Below are 17,300 nucleotides of genomic sequence, written 5' to 3' on the forward strand. Positions count from 1 at the left end.
TGGCGTTCGAACACAGCCCGTGCGGGAAATGATGCTCACCACTCATCCTTTCGACGACGACCATCTCCGCGAGGAGTGTGGCATTTTCGGAGTTTCGGGGGCGGACGGCGCGGCGGCGCTGGTCGCGCTCGGCCTCCATGCGCTCCAGCACCGCGGCCAGGAGGCGGCCGGCATCACCAGCTACGACGGTCACGGCTTCCATACCCATCGCGCGATGGGTCATGTCGCCGGGAACTTCGACCGCGACGACGTGATGCGGGCGCTGCCGGGCAGCGTCGCCTGCGGCCATGTCCGCTATTCGACCACCGGCGAGACGGCGCTCCGCAACGTCCAGCCGCTCTATGCCGAGCTCCAGAGCGGCGGCTTCGCGGTGGCGCACAACGGCAACATCTCCAACGCGATGCGGCTCAGGCGCGATCTCGTCCGCACCGGGTCGATCTTCCAGTCGACCTCGGATACCGAGGTGATCATCCACCTCGTCGCCACCTCCAGCTACCGCACGCTGATCGACAAGTTCATCGACGCGCTGAAGCAGCTCGAGGGCGCCTATTCGCTGATCTGCATGACCGCCGAGGGCATGATCGCCTGCCGCGACCCGCTCGGCATCCGCCCGCTGGTGATGGGCAGGCTCGGCGACACCGTCATCTTCGCCTCGGAGACGGTGGCGCTCGACGTGGTCGGCGCCGACTTCGTCCGCGCCGTAGAGCCGGGCGAGCTGGTGATCGTCAAGGGCACCGACGTCACCTCGCATCGTCCGTTCAGCCCGATGGCGCCGCGGCCGTGCATCTTCGAGTGGGTCTATTTCTCGCGCCCCGATTCGATCGCCGACGACCGCTCGGTCTACGACGTGCGCAAGGCGATCGGCGCGCAGCTCGCGATCGAGAATCCGGTCGATGCCGATCTCGTCATCCCGGTGCCCGATTCGGGCGTTCCCGCCGCGATCGGCTATGCCCAGCAGTCGGGCATCCCGTTCGAGCTCGGCATCATCCGCTCGCATTATGTCGGGCGCACCTTCATCCAGCCGGGCGACCAGATCCGCCATCTCGGCGTCAAGCTCAAGCACAACGCCAACCGCGCGCTGATCCAGGGCAGGCGCATCGTCCTCATCGACGATTCGATCGTGCGCGGCACCACCAGCCTCAAGATCGTGCAGATGATGCGCGACGCCGGCGCCGCCGAGGTGCACATGCGCATCGCCTCGCCGCCGACGCGGCATTCGTGCTTCTACGGCGTCGACACGCCCGAACGGTCGAAACTGCTCGCCGCGACCCATGATCTCGAGGAAATGCGGACCTATATCCATGCCGACAGCCTCGCCTTCGTCAGCATCGACGGGCTCTACAAGGCGATCGGCCAGAACGGCGGGCGGCCGCGGGTGCATCCCGGCTATTGCGACGCCTGCTTCACCGGCGACTATCCCACCACCCTCACCGACCAGGACGAAAGCGCCCCGATCGACCAGTTCGCGCTGCTCGAGGAACGAGTGGGCTAAACTTCCGACTTCTCCAACCAAATCTCCGTTCGGGCTGAGCTTGTCGAAGCCCGCCTCTCCTCAAGCGCATCGCGCGCGGCTACTCGCCCTTCGACAAGCTCAGGGCGAACGGATTGTTGAATGGCTGACGGACCTCTTTCGAATCGCACCGCCCTCGTCACCGGCGCCAGCCGCGGCATCGGCGCCGCCACCGCCAAGGCGCTTGCCGCCGCCGGCGCGCATGTCATCCTCACCGCCCGCACCGCCGGCGGGCTTGAGGAGGTCGAGGAGGCGATCGACGCCGCGGGCGGCACCGCCACCATCGCCCCGCTCGACCTCACCGAAAGCGACGCCATCCCCCGCCTTGCCGCCGCCATCGCCGGACGCTGGCCGGCGCTCGACATCCTCGTGCTCAACGCCGCGGCCCTCGGGACGCTGGGTCCCGTCCCGGCCTTCGATCCCAAGGAATTCGCCAGAGTGATGACGCTCAACGTCAGCGCCCAGACGGCGCTGCTCGGCGCGTTCGATCCGCTGCTCAAGGCATCGCAGCACGGCCGCGTGATCGGCCTCACCTCCACCGTCGGTCGCGAGCCGCGCGCCTATTGGGGCATGTACGGCGCCTCCAAGGCTGCGTTCGAGAACCTGCTGCTGAGCTACGGCGACGAGGTCCGCCACCTCTCGTCGACGCGGGTCGCGCTCGTGAACCCCGGCGCCACCCGCACCAGGATGCGCGCCCGCGCCTATCCGGGCGAGGACCCGGCGAGCGTCAAGCCGCCGGAAGCGGTGGCGGACCGGATCGTCGCCCTGCTGGCCGAGGACTTCGAGACCGGTGCCTTCGTCCGCGTCGACTGACCGGCGGCCGCGATCAGCCTGGCCTGGAACCCGCCCGCGCCACCGACAATAGCTTGCGCGGGATCCGACGTCTCAGCGCCGCCGCTCTCCCGAGGATATTGTTGCGATGACCTGAGGGTTGGAGTGGCGATGCGAATCGCCGACTCCATGGCTCCGACAGCCGCCGTTTAAGCACCGTCGGAGGCCCAGGCTCAAACAGGCGCGCTACATCCGAAAGGAAATGCTGCCGACGAAGGTGCGGCCGTTCTTATAGAAGGCGGAGGGGCGATCGCGCGTGCCGCTGTATTGCAGATATTTTTCGTCGAGCAGGTTCTGCGCCTGGACGGTCAGCGTGACGTTCTCGGTCAGCTTGAGCGCCGCCGAAGCGTCCAGCTGATGGTACGGCGCCACCATCTCCTGCGAACCGAGGCGCCCGATCGTCCGGAAATAGGATGAGCGATAATTGTAGCTCAGGCGCGCCTGGAACGGTCCCTTCTCGAAATAGGGAATGATGTTGACCGTGTGCTTGGAGAGATAAGGCAGGTTGAGGATCTCGGTCGTGTCCAGCGTCGTCGAGGTGCTGCTGTCCTGATAGGCATAGTTGGCCTGGATGCCGAACCCGCCCCAGAGCTCCGCCTGGCCGTTGATGAGGATGCCGTTCACCTTCGCCTTGCCGCCGTTGATCGGCCGCGACACGCTGTAACGGCTCTCGAGCTGGCCCGTCAGCGAATTGTAGAGCGTCACGCCTTCCTGGCGCGTGGTGATGATGTAGTTGGAAATCTCGCGGCGGTAGAGTTCGAGCGACAGGAGCGCGCCGGGCGCCGGATAATATTCCGCCGTGATCTCGTAGTTGGTCGATTCGTACGGCTTGAGGAAGGGATTGCCGCCGCCTGCGTCGTAGGTGACGTCGTTCTGCGTGATCGAGGCCGCCAGGTCCTGGTAGCGCGGCCGGGAGATCACCTTGGCCACCGCGCCGCGGAAGATCAGCTTCGGGTTGACCTCATAGGCGATGTTGAGCGCCGGCAGGAACTTCAGATAGTCGGTCGAGGTGCTGGTCGGCACCGGGCGCGGATTGGGATTGTCCGGCGTCGGCAAGGTCAGGGCATAGTGCGACACGTTCTTGGTATAGACGAGCCGTCCGCCGATGTTGCCGCGCAGCCCGCCGTCCTCGAAGTTGAGCTGAACGTAGCTCGCCGCGACCCTTTCCTTGACGCGCGTCGACGCGCCGATCTTATCGACCAGCGGGGAATTGATCGCATTGGCGAGGACGTCGATGACCGACTGCTCGGGCAGGTTCAGGTACTGCGTCGCATTGCCGCCGGCTCCCGTACCGCCGAACACGCCGTCGGGAGTGACGAGCGCCTCCACGCCCAATTGCGAACCCAGCAGCGACTGCTGGAGGTAGGTATTCACGCCGCGCGCATCGACACGGTTGACATGGTCGGTGAAGCGGGCGCCGATCAGCAGCTGCGTGAAGAAGCCGCCGAGGGGCACGGTCGCGTCGAACCCGCCGAACACGTCCCGGTCGGTGGTGACGCTGTAGTCGAGGCCGCCGATCTGCGCGGCGACGAGCGGCGTGCCGTTGACGATCACCGGGCTGCCCTCGATCGTCGCGGGATTGTTGTTGGGATTGGTGAAATAGCTGGCCGGATCGGTGATGTCGCCGCCGAAGTTCACCTCGGCCGACGTCGGGGTGATCGAATAGCTGAACGGCGCCCGAGTCTGCACGTTGAAGAGATATTCGGGGTTCCGCCCGCCGGTCGCCTTGCTCCACCCGGCGGCGAAGGACAGTTTGGCGCCGTCGTCGCCCTCCCAGTCGGCGAAGAAGTTGACGTTGTCCGTCTTGAGCTTGGTGCGGCGGACGAGCGTGTCGAGCTGCGCGCTCTGTCCGGTGGCGGCGCCGAAGCTGGCATCCGTCACGACGCCGTTCGAGATGGTCGCCGACTGCAGCACGTCGCCCGTCCAGGCGCCGGGGATCGTGTACATCGACTGGCTGTAGTTGTTGTAGTTGCCGTCGATGTGCAGCCCGTTGAGCGTGAGGGTCAGGCCCTCCGTCGGACGGACCTGCACGGTGCCCGCGACGCTGGCGCGTTCGCGCCGCTGCTGGAAATAGGCGTAGTTGATACCGAACGGCGATGCGGCCGCGTCGAGGTCGGCGAGCGTGCCCCCGGTGATCACCGCATTCGGGTTCTTGAGCACGCGCTCGCCCGCGGCGTTGGTCGTCATGAAGGGGCTGCCGGAGCCGTCGGCATTGTCGTAGCCGAAGAACTCGACGCCCGAGCGCACGAGATTCTGCCTGTCATAGGTGGCGGCGACCAGGATGCCGAACGTCTCCGCCTCGTTCTTCCAGCTGTAGAGGCCGGAGCCCCGGAAGCTCCCCTTCTCCGCCCGGTCATTGTACGAATAGCCGCCCGACGCGAAGATCGAATTGGCCTCCAGCTCGAGCGGCCGGCGGGTGCGGACGATCACCGTGCCGCCGAGGCTTCCCTCCTCGATGCGCGCCTCGGGCGATTTGTAGACTTCCAGCCGGTCGACCAGCTCGGGTGCGAGCAGCGAGTAGTTGAACGTGCGGCTGCTCGGATCGTTGTCGTTGCCGCCCCAATCGGCCGAGGCGAGGCCGTGCCCGTCGAGCAGCATCCGATTCAGCGCCGGATCGGTGCCGAGAATGGCGACCTTCTCGCCCTCGCCGAAACGGCGGTCGATCGAGACGCCCGGGATGTGCGACAGCGATTCGGCGACGTTGCGATCGGGAAACTTGCCGATGTCCTCGGCGGAAATCACGTCCACCACCGCGTTCGCGTTGCGCTTGATCTGGATAGCCTCGCGCAGGCTGCCGGCATAGCCGGTGACGACGATGTCGGCGTCGCCGGTCTCAGCGCCTTGATCCGCCGGCTGGGGTGCAGCTTCCTGTGCGGGTGTCGTGCCGGACGGGGTGGCAGGGACCTGCTGCGCCTGGGCACTGCCGGCGAAGCCGAGAACGCCGGCCAAGGAGGTGGACAGCAGGGTCATCTCTCGCAAACGCATGTGGTACTCCCTTTTCAAGCATCGATTGGCGTGCGTCGCATGGACGCCGTTCCCCGCTGGCGGTCGCGCCCGGCGGCTTTGCCCGCTCCATCGCGCTACAATCGACATAACCAAAATACTACCATTCATGCGAGCACAATCGACGGCGCCTGCCGGCAATCACCGCCGGGAAGCAGCATTTCGTCGTGGAAAGCCGATCTCGAAAGGGGCAGGAAAAGTCCAAATCCCCAGTTGGGCTATGAAAGTATCGTTCTGGTCCTAGCGGGATACCGGCGGCCCCAGCGGCCGCGTCCATGAGCAGACGCTGCGGAAGGGTGCGCTCAGGCGCCCGTTTCCGGACCCGGCGCTTCCCGTCGTTCGGCCCGCAGCCGCTCAAATCCCCCGGCGAACAACGGAATGATCCGCTGGCGAATCGCGGCCATGTCGTCCGATCGGCAGAGGCCACTCGAAAGCCTGTCGATCCGTCCGGTCTGGGCGAGGGTCAGCGTGAGCGCTCCGGACAGGCAGTGATAGAACCAATAAAGGTCCGCGTCGGACAATTCCGGCGCGATCTGCCTCAACAGCGCAATCAGCCGCTGGATCAGCGGATCGAAATGCAGCCGCATGGTTTCGCCGCCCCATTCGGGCGTGTTGTTCACCTGCGCGACCAGCACCGCATAATTGCGCCAGCCGGGATCAGATTCCATCACCAGTTCGAACGTGGGTGTGAGGAACGCGTCGATCACGCCCTCCGCGGTCAGCGCGTCGCCTGCGGCTTCGGCATAGCGATCCATCGCTTCGGTGCGGACGCGATTGGCGATCACCGCCCGGCGGCCGAACACCGCGTCGAACAATTGCTGCTTGTCGCCGAAATAATGGTGGAGCAGCGCCGGATCGACGCCTGCGGACTTGGCCACCTGCTTGAGCGTGGTGCCGTGAAGCCCGTGGCGTGCGAACAGCATCTCGGCGTGGTCGAGAATCCGGGTGGTGGTCTGCTCGCGCTGTTCCGCCTGGCGCCGCCGGCGCGCCGGAAAGGGAGGCTCGCTCGTCATCCGCACTCTATTAGACGAGGCCGGCATGGATGGAAGACGTCAGAACCACCGCGCGAACCACGCCTTGATCCACGCCAGCCAGACCAGCCAGCCGACCTTGCCGTCATACCAGTCGAGCTGTTTGTCCAGGATATGGTGCTCCACCCGGCCCTTGCCGGCGGCGAAGACCATCCATGGATCGCCGTCGGCCGAATAGGCCGGCCATTGGGCGAGTCCCTCGACATTGGGATTGCCGGTGCGGGCAAAGGCGACCCACCGGGCATGGATGGCGTCGGCGAGCCGGAGATCGGCCGCGCCTGGCGTCAGCGGCTGGCCCGGCTCACGGCCGAGCGTCTTGAACACATAGAAGATCTCGGCGCCGTGCGGCGCCCGGTTGCGCCTGTCGTGCGTGCCGATGTGCTGGAATCGATAGAGGTAGACGGGCGAGCGCCTCGACCAGTGCCGCGCCACCCATCGCGCGGGCGCGGTGCCCAGCCCGTCGCGCATGGAGTAGCGCAGCGCCAGCTCCTCGCTCAGCCCGCCGCCGTAGCGCCGCTGGACTTCGGCGATCTTCTCGGGCGTAGTCGACGCCCTGGCCTTCGCCAGGCCGCCGCCATAGTCGAGCAGCGAATCCTCGCCATCGGTCACGCCGATCAGCAGCGGCACTCTCGCCTGCCATCCCCCATAGATCGTCACGGTCGGGCTCTCGGGCAGCAGCGCCCGATTGGGCTCGGCGACAGCGTCTCCTGGCGCCTTGGCGAACGCCTCCGCCGGCAGCGCGCGCAGCTGCGCTGCCGTGGCGTTCGCCGGCGCCCCCGCAGCTCGGGCGACCTCGATCCCGGCGGCGTGCGCCTTCTCGCGGCCGGGCGGCGGCGGAAACCATCCGCCAGCCGATTCGATCACTGCGCGATGGAACAGCCCCCGCGCCGTGGGCGAGGCGATGAGGTTGAAGACGCTGATGCCGCCGGCGGACTGGCCGATGATCGTGATATTGCCAGGATCGCCCCCGAAGGCGGCGATGTTGCGCTTCACCCATTGGAGCGCCGCGATCTGGTCCATCAGCGCATAGTTGCCGCCTTCCGGCTCACCCGACAGCGCCGGGTGGGCGAAGGCGCCGAGGTGGCCGAGCCGGTAGTTGATCGTTACCATGATCACGCCGTCGCGGGCGAAGGCGCTGCCGTCATAATAGGGCAGCGATCCGGCGCCCATCCGTCCCGATCCGCCATGGAGCCACACCATCACCGCCGCGCGCGCCGCGCCGGCCGGGGGTGCCCAGACGTTCAGCGTCAGACAGTCCTCGCTGGTCGGCTGGCCCGCGCCGCCGAAGCGGGTGATGTCGCTCTCGCCGGCAGGGCCTCGCTGCGGACAGGCGGGGCCGAAGCGGGTCGCGTCGCGGGTGCCGTCCCAATACGGCGCCGGCCGGGGCGGTCGCCAGCGAAGCGGCCCGACCGGAGGCGCGACATAGGGAATGCCGCGATAGACGCGCAGGTCCGGACGGACCTCGCCAGCGATGCTCCCGGTGTCGATCGTCACCACGCCCGCTGAGGCAGGCCGCACCTGGTCAGCCTGCGCCGAGGCACTGCCGGTCAGGCTCAGCGCGCCCGCTGCGATCATGCACCGCTGCATCCGGGACAGCTGCCGTATCGCCCCCATCCTTCATCCTCTCCCGGTTTGACAGCAGCGCAAATTCCGTCGTACGTTCATTCAACAATGAATGAATAAACAGCAGTGTCAAGCATCGGGCCACGGTGCGGCACTCGCAAAGTGGGAGGGGAGAGGATGATGCGTGGTTTCGCAGCATTGCTGGCGTCCGGTACCGCACTTGCCACCGCGATACTGGCTGCAGCGCCGGCCCTGGCGCAGACTCCGGCGCAGGACAGTCAGGAAGCAGAGCCGTCCCCGGAGCAGGACATCATCGTCACCGGCGTGCTCAATCCCCGCGCGATCGAGCGGGCGCCCATCTCGATCACCGCCGTCACCAGCGAGCAGCTCCAGCAGCAGGCAATCACTTCCGCCGCGGACGTGCTCCGCACCGTGCCGGGCGTGTTCGTGAACAACGCGCTGGGCGAGATCCGCAACGTCGTCTACTCGCGCGGCGTCTCCGCCAACTCGCTCGACGCCGACAACGGCTATTTCTACGTCTCGCTGCAAGAGGACGGCCTGCCGGTCGAACCGATCCTCGTCAGCAATTACGGCCCCGACTATTTCAGCCGGCCGGACATCATGCTGAGCCGGCTCGAGGCGCTGCGCGGCGGCACCGCAGCGATCACCGGACCCAATGCGCCCGGCGGCATCTTCAACTACATCTCGCGCACCGGCCGCTCCGATCCCGGCACGGAAATCCAGGCCAAGGTCGGCCTGGAGGGGAGCGGCAACAACGAATATTACCGCGCCGACGCCTATACCGGCGGCCGGATCGGCTCGTCGGAGCTCTATTATGCGGTGGCCGGCTTCTACCGGAAAAGCATCGGTGCGCGCGATCCCGGCTTCTTCCGCAATCGCGGCGGACAGGTCCGCGGCAACCTGCTGTGGCGCTACGACAGCGGCTCGCTGCTGCTGACCGCAAAATATCTGAACGACCGCAACGGCTTCGACGAGTTCATCCCGGCCTTCGGCTTCAAGGACCCGAAGATCGCCCGGCCCTATGACAACACGAAGACGACGCTGCCCGGTCCCGGCGACCACCCCTACACTCGCCCCGACGACAGCGCAGCGAACTGGAATCCGAAGGACGCGGTGCACTCGCGATCCTGGTCGGTCGGGGCGAACTGGACGCAGGAGTTCGGCGACAATATCCGCTTCGAGAACAAGGCGCGCTACAGCCGCAACAAGAGCGACTGGTCGGTCGGCGCGATCATCAGCGCGTCGTCGCTGAGCGACCTCACCACCTATCTCTTCACCGGCGCGATCGCGCCGGGCACCCTCACCTTCCGCTTCCCCGACGGCAGCATCGCGGCGCGGGCCAACATCGACATCGGGCCCGGCGGGCTCCAGGTCAGCGTGCCGGTCAACAACCTGCCCAACCAGCATATCCTGGCGAACGGGGTCGAGACGCTCGCCGGCTATTCGCCGCGCTACCGGGGCGAATCCTTCCAGGACCAGTTCACGCTGAGCGCGGAGCTCGGCAACCACAATCTGGCGATCGGCGGCTATTACCAGACCGGCACGCTCAGGCAGGACATGTCGGTCGCCGGCTACGGCCTGCTCACGCTGGAGCCCGATCCGCAGTTCCTCAGCATCACGCTCGACCGTGCGCCGGCCGCAGGCGGCGGCAGCTTCCAGGTGACGTCGCCGACCGGCTTCTCCAATTTCGGCGCCAACGTCGGCGGCGACTATTACGACGGCGAGCAGGAGACGCTCTCCTTCGTCGCCGGGGACAGCTGGCAGGTTACCGATCGGCTGCAGATCGAAGGCGGCGTGCGCTACGAGCGGATCAGCTACGACATCACCAACGCGACGCTGACCGCCTTCACCGGCAACCGCTTCGCCGTCGGCGGGGCGGATGGCAATCCGGCGACGCTCTACGACAACGCTCCCAACCAGATCACCGGGACGACGCAGACGAAGCGCAAGTTCGACTTCTTCAACTTCTCCGGCTCGATTGCCTACACATTCTCCGACAATTTCAACGCCTATGTCCGCTACACGCAGGGCAAGAAGGCGCCGAGCTTCGGCATCATCCAGGCGATCGACACGCCCGCGGAGATCGCGACCCAATTCCCCAGGCCGCAGAAGATCACCCAGATCGAGGCCGGTCTCAAATACCGTCGCGGCGGCATCGATATCCAGGCCTTCCCCTTCTATTCGAAGCTGTCGAACGTCGCCGATTCGCAGACCTTCGTCGACCAGAACGGCCTCGCCTATACGCCGCCGCTCGTGTTCGGGCAGATCGAGACCTATGGCGTCGAGCTGCAGTCGAACCTCACCTTCGGCCGCTTCAACCTCTATTCGGCGGTGACGATCCAGGAGCCCAAGGCGTCGGGCTTCAGCACCTGGATCCAGGGCCAGCCGACGCGCGACGACGACCGGCTCGTCACGATTCCGGACGGTGATGCCGACAACAATCCCAAGCTGATTGTCCGCTCGACCGGCACGGTGAAGCTCACCGATGCGCTGCAGGTGTTCGCCACCTACAATTATCTCGGCAAGCGCGCGGCGAACCGCTTCAACGCCTTCTACCTGCCCGGCTTCAGCACGGTGGACCTCGGCGCATCGGTCGAGTTCGGCAACTTCAGGGTGCAGGCGAACGTCAACAACCTGCTCAACAACTACGGCATCCTGTCCTATTCGCGCTCGGGCAGCATCTTCGCCTCGCTCGACCGGCAGGGGCTGACGCCGGAAGCGGTGGCGGCGGCGGGGTCCAACGGTCTCATCCAGGTCATCCCGTCGCAGCCGCGCGCCTTCTTCCTCACCGCGACGCTCAAGATCAAATAGGGGTCTGTTCGGATGAAATGGAATCGTGCTCCTGCGAAGGCAGGAGCCCTGGATCACAGGGCAGTCGCTTGCGGCCAAGGCTCCTGCCTTCGCAGGAGCACTGAACGATGCTCCAATCTGAACAGGACAGATTCAAGCTGCCTCAAAACCAGAACAGCTCGTTCCTGGGAGAGTAGAATGACCGCCACCGTCCGGCCGCCCCGCTCCGCCCGTCTCGGTCTGGCCGCATTGCTCGCGGCGACCTGCCTCGCCGCAGGACTGCCGGCGCAGGAGCGTGCGCCGGCCGGCGATCCACTGCTCGAAGCTTTCCGCGACCCGCCCGCCGCCGCCCGTCCGCGCGTGTGGTGGCACTGGATGAACGGCAACATCTCGAAGGACGGCATCCGCAAGGACCTGGAGTGGATGAAGCGGACCGGCATCGCCGGGCTCCAGAACTTCGACGCCAACCTGATCACGCCGCAGATCGTCGACAAGCGGCTCGTCTACATGACGCCCGAATGGAAGGACGCCTTCCGCTACGCCGCGAACCTCGCCGACCAACTCGATCTGGAGCTCGCTATCGCCGCCTCGCCCGGCTGGTCGGAAACCGGCGGCCCCTGGGTCAGGCCGGAGGATGGGGTGAAGAAGATCGCCTGGAGCGAGACGATCGTCACCGGCGGCCGCCGCTTCACCGGCGTGCTGCCCGCGCCGCCCCAGACCACCGGGCCGTTCCAGGACGTGGCGGCGGTCGATCCGCTCGCGTCGCTGAGCGGCGAGAAGAAGAAGCCCGACCCCGTCCACTACGCCGACTCGGCGGTGGTCGCCTATCGCGTGACCGATACGGGCGCGCTCCCCGCCCCGCGCGCAACGCTCGGCGACGGCAAGCCGCTTGACGCCGCCCCGCTCGCCGACGGCCGGTTCGCCACCGCGGTCGACGTGCCGCGCAGCAGCCGGGATACGCCGACCGTCATCACCCTCGACTATGACCGGCCGCAGACGATCCGCTCGGCATCGCTCTACGTGCCCGGCGCCGCCTCGATCTTCGCCCCCGCGTCGATCCAGCCGCGGCTGGAGGCGAGCGACGACGGGCTGTCGTGGCGCAAGGTCACCGACGTCACGCTCAGCATGGCGCCGACCACGGTGAGCTTCGCCCCGGTGACGGCGCGCCGGTTCCGCATCGTGTTCGCGCTTGCGCCCGACGGCCCGCCGAAGTTCACGCCCGCGCCGGGCGTCGACGACAGCCTGGTCACGGCCTTCTTCGCGGCCAAGCCGATGATGCCGGTGGCGGAGCTGCGCCTCTCGTCCGAGGCGCGCGTCAATCAATGGGAGACCAAGGCCGGCTTCTCCCTGTCCAACGACTATTATGCGCTCGACGCGGATGCCGGGCCGGACGTGAAGGGCGTGCCCGCGGCGGAGGTCGTCGACCTCACCGCGCGGATGCGCCCCGACGGCACGCTCGACTGGACGCCGCCCGAAGGGAGCTGGCGGATCGTGCGGATGGGCTGGTCGCTCACCGGCAAGACCAACCACCCCGCCCCCGCCGAGGCGACCGGGCTGGAGGTCGACAAGCTCGACGGCCGCGCGGTGCGCGATTATCTTGAGACCTATCTCAAGATGTACCGCGACGCCGCCGGCGCGGACATGATCGGCGCGCGCGGTGTCAAGGCGTTGCTGACCGACTCGACCGAGGTCGGCGCGTTCAACTGGACGCCGCGCATCCTCGAGGAATTCCGGCACCTGCGCGGCTACGATTCCCGCCCGTGGCTGCCGGCGCTGACCGGCGCGATCGTCGGCTCGCGAAGCGAGAGCGACCGCTTCCTCTACGACTTCCGCCGCACGATCGGCGAACTCCACGCCTCGCAGCATTACGGCACCGTCGCCGCCGTGGCGCACGAGAACGGCCTGAAGGTCTATGGCGAGGCGCTGGAGGCCGGCCGCCCCTCGCTCGGCGACGACATGGACATGCGGCGTTACGCCGACGTGCCGATGGCGGCGCTGTGGACCTGGCCGCGGGACGGGGCGGCCAAGACCGTCTACCTCTCTGACATGCGCGGCGCGGCGTCGGTCGCGCATCTCTACGGCCAGAATCTGGTCGCGGCCGAATCGATGACCAGCGCGGTCACCCCCTGGGCCCATGCGCCGTCGGACCTGCGCCGCATCATCGATCTGGAGTTCGCGAACGGCATCAACCGGCCGGTGATCCACACCTCGGTCCACCAGCCGGTCGACGACAGGCAGCCGGGCCTGTCGCTCCTCGTCTTCGGCCAGTATTTCAACCGGCACGAGACCTGGGCGGAAATGGCGCGGCCGTGGATCGACTATCTCGCGCGCAGCGGCCATATGCTCCAGCAAGGCCGCTTCTTCGCCGACGTCGCCTATTTCTACGGCGAGGAATCGCCGACGGTCGGCCAGACGCAGGCGACCTATTTCAAGGACGTGCCGACCCGCTACGCCTATGATTTCGTGAGCCCGAGAGCGGTCCGCGATCTGCTCAAGGTGGACAACGGCGATCTCGTCGCACCGTCGGGCGCACGCTACCGCGTCCTCTATCTCGGCGGCATGAGCGGGCGCATGACGCTGCCGATGTTGCGGCATCTGGCGAAGCTCGCGGAGAGCGGCGCGACGATCGTCGGCGACGCGCCGGCCGGCTCGCCCGCGCTCGGTGAGGACAGGCCGGAATATCGCGCGCTGGTCGCCCGCCTGTGGCCGGGCCAATCCGTGACCGAAGTCGGCCGCGGCCGCGTGATCGCGGGCCGCGACGTCGAGGGCGCGCTGCAGCGCATCGGCGTGTCGCCCGATTTCAGCTATGCGAAGCCGCAGCCCGACAGCGAGCTGCTGTTCGTCCACCGCCGGCTCGACGACGGCGACGTCTATTTCGTCAACAACCGCCGCAACCGCCCCGAGCGGGTCGAGGCGCGGTTCCGCGTGACCGGCAAGGCCCCCGAGATCTGGCGCGCGGACACCGGAACCTCCGAGCCGGTCTCTTACCGTATCGACGGCAATGAGACGATCGTGCCGCTGGATTTCGAGGCGGAGGGCAGCTTCTTCGTGGTCTTCCGCAACCCCGCCGGCGCGCCCTCGGCCACCGTCGCCAGGCCCGCGGCTCAACCCGTCGCGACGCTCGACGGCGTCTGGACCGTCGCTTTCCAGCCCGGCCGCGGCGCGCCCGCCTCGATCACCCTCCCCGACCTCGGCTCGCTCAGCGGCCAGGCCAATCCCGGCGTCCGATATTTCTCGGGCGTGTCGACCTATACCAAGGACTTCACCGTGCCGGCCGGCCATCGCCCGGGCCAGCCGCTGCTGCTCGACCTGGGATCGGTCGGCGACGTGGCGGAGGTGCGCGTCAACGACCGGCTCGTCGGCACCGTCTGGCACGCGCCCTATCGGCTTGACATCGCCGGCACGGTCAAGCCGGGCCGGAACCGGCTCGAAGTCCGCGTCGCCAATCTCTGGGTCAACCGCCTGATCGGCGACGTCCAGCCGGGCGCGAAGAAAATCACCTTCACGACGGTCCCGACCTACAAACCCGACGCCCCGCTCCGCCCGTCCGGGCTGATCGGCCCGGTCAGGTTGATGACCGCAGGGCGCTAGGTGTTTGTCCCGACATTTGCTGGGGGCATCATCCGCGACGGAACAATTCCAGTTTGGCCGCGAGATCGGAGGCCGTGACGGGCTTCTTGATCAGCCCGAGCGCCGCCGCCGGATATTCGGCCGCGATCATCTCCTGCCCCGTAACGAAGACAGCAGGGATTCCGCGATCGCGAAGCCATTCCGCCGCGTCGGGGCCGGTCCGCCCGTCAGCCAGATCGATGTCCACCAGCACGCCGTCGATCTCCAGCGAGTCGATCATTTGGACCAGTTCGGCGAAGCTGCCGGCAGAGCCGGCGAATACATGCCCCAGATCCTCGATCATCGTCTCGACATGGAAAACGATCAGCGGATTGTCTTCCAGATAGAAGATGCGGAGCGCCGACTGAGACTGAACCATGTCTCTTGAACGTTCCATCCAATTCACCGTTTCAGCCATACGCGAGAAAGCGGACCCGATATCGTGAAGTGCAGCCCTTCCGGTCGGTAAACGATGGCCGGAGGCGAGCCGAACACGCTCCTGAGGGCAGAACGAAGATAGCTCGTGCCATAGCCGCTTCGCGACGGCTCCCTTACCGGCGGACCTCCGCTTTCGATCCACTGGATGGTCAGGATCGCATCGGTCGCCGACACCGCCCAATGCAGCTGCACGCGGCCGCCCGGCTGAGACAAGGCGCCGTATTTGAGCGCATTGGTTGCGAGCTCGTGGAAGCAAAGCGCGAGTGTGGTCGCCGCTTCTCGCCGCAAGGTGACTCCCGGTCCCTCGACAATGATACGATCCTCGCTGCTCGTTTGGTACGGCTTCAAGGTGAGGTCGGCGACCTGCGCGAGCTCCACCGATTCCCCGTCCGCCTCGAATGCGACCGAGTGGATGTTCGCGAGGGCCATCAGCCGGCCGCCGAAATCCTCGGCAAACCGCTCAAGCGAATCAGCGCTCCGGCGGGTCATCGAGAATATCGACGAGACGCTGGCGAGGATGTTCTTCACGCGATGATTGAGTTCGCGCCGCAGCTCGATCTCGCGTTCGATGTGATCGCGCACGTCGCGCTGACGCAGGCGGGCCAACAGCGCCGACTGGACGCCGCTGACGAGTTCCAGCGTCGCCACTGGACGCTGATAGTAAAGCTGGCGAGATCCCGGCCAGGCGGCACTCAGCTCAGCGCGGATGCGCGCGTGAGGTGCGGCCCGGTCCAGAAGAATGATGATCGGCATCTCGGACCAGTCCGGCTGATCGAGCAGATGCGAGCGGACCAGCTCCAGAACGTCCGGCTTCAGCGCCTCGTGGGTCGCCACCAGAATGCCGGGCGATTGCTCCAGCAGCGCGGCAAACTCTTCCAGCCCAGCGGCCTGCTGCACCGACAAGCCATGCTGGGAAAGGAGCATTTCGAGATAGTCGGCATCCCGCCGGTAAGGCGCAAGCGCCAATATCCAGTCGAGAGACCCGTCATTCCGCGACACGGGGACGATCACATGTCCGGCAACGGGTTATATGGGACGACACTGACGCCCGAACTCTGGATGAAGAGTTCGCGCACGTCGAGATCGTGCGGACCGTGGCGTTTCTTGACGACCGTGATGCTGCGCCGCAGCCGGCCCTCATGCTCGATGATCCGCAACAGCAGCACGGTGTCGCCGAGGAAGCTCACGTCGACGTCGGTGCCGAGATTCTGGCCGAGGAGGCCGTGCTGCGCCACGATCAGGATCGTGAGCACCCCGGCGCGGGCGAGATATTTGAGCAGCGATTGGATGTCGCGGACCGCCTTGTCGCGATGCGGCAGCGAATTGACGTAGCCGGTGAAGCTGTCGATCACCACGACGCGTACCTTTTCGCTGCTGACCGCCTCCTGGACGATCTGGCCGAACTCTCCCGGCGAGATCTCGTTGGGATTGAAATCGCGAATGACCAGCTGGCCGTCCTCATGGAACTGGCGCAGATCCATGCCGAGCCCTTCCGAGCGTCGGAAAAAGGTCTCGAGCCGCTCCTCGAACAGGAAGAGGGCGACGCTTTCGCCCCGTTTGAGCGCCGCGGTCGCATAGAGCGAGGCCATGGTCGATTTGCCCGTACCCGCCTGCCCGATCACGAGCGTGGTCGTTCCTGCTTCCTGCCCGCCACCGAACATTTCGTCGAGCGTGTCGACGCCGGACTTGATCAAGTGCGGCTTGTCGCTCCCGACCGCCGAACCCGGGATGATGCGTGGAAAGACGACCACGCCCTCGCCTTCGCGGATCGCCATGTCGTGATAGCCGTCGGCGACGGGCACGCCGCGCATCTTGCACACCTCAATCCGGCGCCGGACGGAGCCATATTCCTCGAGCGCCTTGTCGAGGCGGATCACGCCGTGGGCGATGCCATCGACCTCCTCGCCCGACTGGGCCATCTCTTGGGCTTGGGTGTCGAGCAGCAAAGCGACGACGTTGCGCCTTGCGAGGAAGGCCTTGAAGGCGATGAGCTCACGCCGGAAACGTGGCGAATCCCCGGTGATCAGCCGGATCTCGAGCAACGAGTCGTAAACGAGGCGACTGGGTTCATGCTCCTCGATCGCGCTTTCTATCGCCTTCCTCGTCTCGTCGAGCCGCAGTTCGGCGGTCTGGAAGATCGTCTGGTCGGCAGCGCCGCTGACGGACTCCGACGCGGACAACTCCTCGACGCGGATGCCGTCCAGCGTCCATCCGTGCGATTTCGCGATCGCCTCCAGCTCGGCCTTTGTTTGCGAGAGGCTGACATAGATGCACCGCTCGCCCCGTGCGACGCCGGCACGCAGGAACTGCAGGGCGGCGGTCGTCTTGCCCGATCCCGGCGCGCCCTGGAGAATATAGAGGTTGGATGCCGGCAGCCCGCCACGGAGAACTTCGTCGAGTCCCTCGATCCCGGAACTCACCATCGATTGCTTCGTGCGTTCGCCCACATTCGCCTCACGAGTTGATTCATTTCAGCTTCGGAACGCATGTCATCGTGGATTGTG

10 protein-coding genes are annotated in these 17,300 nt (G+C 66.6%); 4 read left to right on the top strand and 6 right to left on the bottom strand.

From position 1 onward, the window contains the following. Nucleotides 1-31 precede the first annotated feature (31 nt). Nucleotides 32-1,492, top strand: a complete 1,461-nt coding sequence (purF, locus tag ACMGER_RS12715; protein WP_436812504.1) for an amidophosphoribosyltransferase — start codon at nucleotides 32-34, stop codon at nucleotides 1,490-1,492. A gap of 120 nt (nucleotides 1,493-1,612) precedes the next feature. After that, the gene (locus ACMGER_RS12720; protein WP_436812505.1) at nucleotides 1,613-2,323 is read left to right on the top strand and encodes an SDR family NAD(P)-dependent oxidoreductase; all 711 of its coding nucleotides are present in this window, start codon (nucleotides 1,613-1,615) and stop codon (nucleotides 2,321-2,323) included. Nucleotides 2,324-2,527: 204 nt separating this feature from the next. Here ACMGER_RS12720 and ACMGER_RS12725 read toward each other — a convergent pair whose 3' ends face one another. From ACMGER_RS12725 to ACMGER_RS12735, 3 genes are all read right to left on the bottom strand, one after another. Then, a complete protein-coding gene (locus ACMGER_RS12725) occupies nucleotides 2,528-5,326 on the bottom strand; it encodes a TonB-dependent receptor (protein ID WP_436812506.1) in 2,799 nt (932 codons plus the stop codon). A gap of 320 nt (nucleotides 5,327-5,646) precedes the next feature. Then, on the bottom strand, nucleotides 5,647-6,357 hold the full coding sequence (locus tag ACMGER_RS12730) for a TetR/AcrR family transcriptional regulator (protein ID WP_436812507.1): 711 nt from the start codon (nucleotides 6,355-6,357) through the stop codon (nucleotides 5,647-5,649). A 39-nt stretch (nucleotides 6,358-6,396) separates the two neighbouring features. Beyond that, on the bottom strand, nucleotides 6,397-7,950 hold the full coding sequence (locus ACMGER_RS12735) for a carboxylesterase/lipase family protein (protein ID WP_436812508.1): 1,554 nt from the start codon (nucleotides 7,948-7,950) through the stop codon (nucleotides 6,397-6,399). Between the two features lie 168 nt (nucleotides 7,951-8,118). Here ACMGER_RS12735 and ACMGER_RS12740 point away from each other — a divergent pair, with 168 nt between their 5' ends. Next, nucleotides 8,119-10,770: a TonB-dependent receptor gene (locus ACMGER_RS12740; RefSeq protein WP_436812509.1), complete on the top strand. Its 2,652-nt coding sequence runs from the start codon at nucleotides 8,119-8,121 to the stop codon at nucleotides 10,768-10,770. A 177-nt stretch (nucleotides 10,771-10,947) separates the two neighbouring features. Beyond that, the gene (locus ACMGER_RS12745) at nucleotides 10,948-14,340 is read left to right on the top strand and encodes a glycosyl hydrolase (protein ID WP_436812510.1); all 3,393 of its coding nucleotides are present in this window, start codon (nucleotides 10,948-10,950) and stop codon (nucleotides 14,338-14,340) included. Between the two features lie 28 nt (nucleotides 14,341-14,368). Here the strand turns inward: ACMGER_RS12745 and ACMGER_RS12750 are convergent, their stop codons facing one another. Genes ACMGER_RS12750 through ACMGER_RS12760 form a run of 3 tightly spaced genes read right to left on the bottom strand, consistent with a single transcriptional unit; the run spans nucleotide 14,369 to nucleotide 17,216 of the window. Further along, nucleotides 14,369-14,776, bottom strand: coding sequence for a response regulator (locus ACMGER_RS12750; RefSeq protein ID WP_436812511.1), 408 nt, complete (start codon nucleotides 14,774-14,776; stop codon nucleotides 14,369-14,371). Then, nucleotides 14,761-15,807: a sensor histidine kinase gene (locus ACMGER_RS12755; protein WP_436812512.1), complete on the bottom strand. Its 1,047-nt coding sequence runs from the start codon at nucleotides 15,805-15,807 to the stop codon at nucleotides 14,761-14,763. The genes ACMGER_RS12750 and ACMGER_RS12755 overlap by 16 nt, the downstream gene beginning before the upstream one ends. Beyond that, complete coding sequence (locus tag ACMGER_RS12760; protein ID WP_436812513.1) at nucleotides 15,804-17,216, bottom strand: DUF7125 family protein; 1,413 nt, start codon at nucleotides 17,214-17,216, stop codon at nucleotides 15,804-15,806. The genes ACMGER_RS12755 and ACMGER_RS12760 overlap by 4 nt, the downstream gene beginning before the upstream one ends. Nucleotides 17,217-17,300: the final 84 nt, after the last annotated feature.

Source organism: Sphingomonas astragali, assembly GCF_051400615.1.
Classification (GTDB): Bacteria; Pseudomonadota; Alphaproteobacteria; order Sphingomonadales; family Sphingomonadaceae; genus Sphingomonas.